Annotated in this window: 2 protein-coding genes; both read right to left on the bottom strand. The window is 60.1% G+C overall.

What is annotated here, in order from left to right:
- On the bottom strand, window positions 1-308 hold a 308-nt coding region (locus RMO15_RS07580), incomplete at its 3' end, for a hypothetical protein (RefSeq protein WP_309710033.1).
- Window positions 309-311: 3 nt separating this feature from the next.
- On the bottom strand, window positions 312-1893 hold a 1582-nt coding region (locus RMO15_RS07585; RefSeq protein WP_309710035.1), incomplete at its 5' end, for a DUF1553 domain-containing protein.

A 1893-nucleotide genomic window follows, 5' to 3' on the forward strand; every position in this document is an offset into this window, starting at 1 on the left:
TTCATGTAAGTACCGGCTTCAGGCGTATCTTGAAGATGATGAAGCATCGTCAGCTTATGCCGCTGAGTATCGTAGAGCCATATTTTTTGCTCTCCGAACTCTCTGTATGCTGTGCGAAGGTCTTGTTCCAGTAAAACCCAGCGTCCACTTGGAGCAGGGGAAATGGTGACGACTCTCTTTGTTAGGAGTGGTTCGATCTCCTCAATACGATACGCTGCGGCTTGGGTCATGACAAGCTTTGGATCACTGTCCTCATTTACGAAAAAGGCAGTCAGACTGAGCTGGAGCAGAAAATCACGTCGGTTCATCGATTAGTCCACGAAGACAAATTCACTGGTGTTGAAGAGCAGGCGGCAGAGGTTTTCGAGGCCGTTTTTCTGGACATAGGCGAGCGTCTCGGTGTGCTCGGCGACGCTGGGGGAGCGGCCTAGTGCGAGCCGAAATGCCTCGGTGACTTGTTGGGTTTTCGGTAGCGTGGCGAGGCGCTTGGCGAAGCGCTCGGACTGGTCGATCAGAAACGGGTCATTGAGGAGCGCGAGGCTCTGGAGCGCGGTGAGCGTGGTGTTACGGACGGGCGTGTTGATACTCGGATCGGCACAGTCCAGGCAGTCGAGAAGCGGGTTAGGGACGCTACGAACGGTAAACCGATAGACCGTTCTGCGAAACGTCACTGGGTCGGTGATGTGGGCAAGATCGGTGTGGTCGTAGATGGGCGAGTGGTCGTCCTTGAAGGCAAAGAGGGCAAAGCCGGGGCCACCTGCTTTGCGATTGAGTGCGCCACTGACCATCAGCACACTGTCGCGCACTTCCTCGGCCTCCAAGCGCCGCCGGTTCTGCCGCCAGAGCAGGCGGTTGTCGGCATCAAGCTTCTCCGCCTTCGGGTTGGCGGTGACGCTTTGTTTGTAGGCGCGGCTCATCACCAGCAGCTTGTGGAGCTTCTTGAGCGACCCCTTGGCATCATCGCGGAACCAGAGGGCGAGAGTATCGAGTAGCTCGGGGTGCGTGGGACCTGCGCCGTTCTTGCCAAAGTCGCTGAGGGTCTCAACAATCCCACGCCCAAAGTGTCCCTGCCAGACCCGGTTCACAATGCTGCGCCAGGTCAGCGCGTTGTCTCTGCTTGTCAGCCAGCGTGCCAGTGCCGCACGGCGCTGTCCTTCGTCGGGCGTGTCGGGAAAGACCGCGCCAAACAGCGCCCCCGGTCCGATGGTCTCTTTGGGGCTCTCGACCTCGCCACGGTTCAGGAGCGAGATCAGGCGCGGCGCACGCGGCAGGGCGGCGTAGGTGAGCTTGCCAAAGCCGCTACGGCTATCGAAGCCATCGTTGAGGAAGCCCGTGCTCCAGCGTCCGGCCTGGATGCTGTCCAGTGCGGCAACTTTTGCCGTGCGCCCGATATTCTTCCCTCCCGAGAGCACCTGTGCCTCGGCGAGTGCGAAGACAAAGTCACCCGTGCGCGGCCACAGCTTGGTCGCCGTGATCCGAACCACCCGCCCGACTCTTCCTGCCAGCTTCACTTCATACGTGGCGTTGCCTGGGTTGGGAAAGTCCGCGCCGGTTCTGTCGTCTACGACCACGCCATCCACCTCGATCTTGAAGCGTATGGGGAAGCCAAAGCCGGGCGTGTCGGCAAAGTCCGTGGGGCGTGCGGGAAGGAGACGGAGCGTGTCGAGCGGCTGTGGTTTACCTAAATCTACCTGCACCCACTTTTCCACTTCCGCGCTTTTCTCAATTGCGCTGTGGTAGCCATTGCTGGGGCTCCCCGGAGTGGGGTGCTCTCCCTCCGCGTAGGCCCGGTCGCCGCGCTCAATTCCTGAGAACACGGCTTGAAGCCGGTAGTAGTCCTTTTGCGGGATCGGGTCGAACTTGTGGTCGTGGCAGCGGGCGCAGTGAAGCGTC

Origin of the sequence: Armatimonas sp. (assembly GCF_031410135.1) — a bacterium.
Taxonomy (GTDB): domain Bacteria; phylum Armatimonadota; class Armatimonadia; order Armatimonadales; family Armatimonadaceae; genus Armatimonas.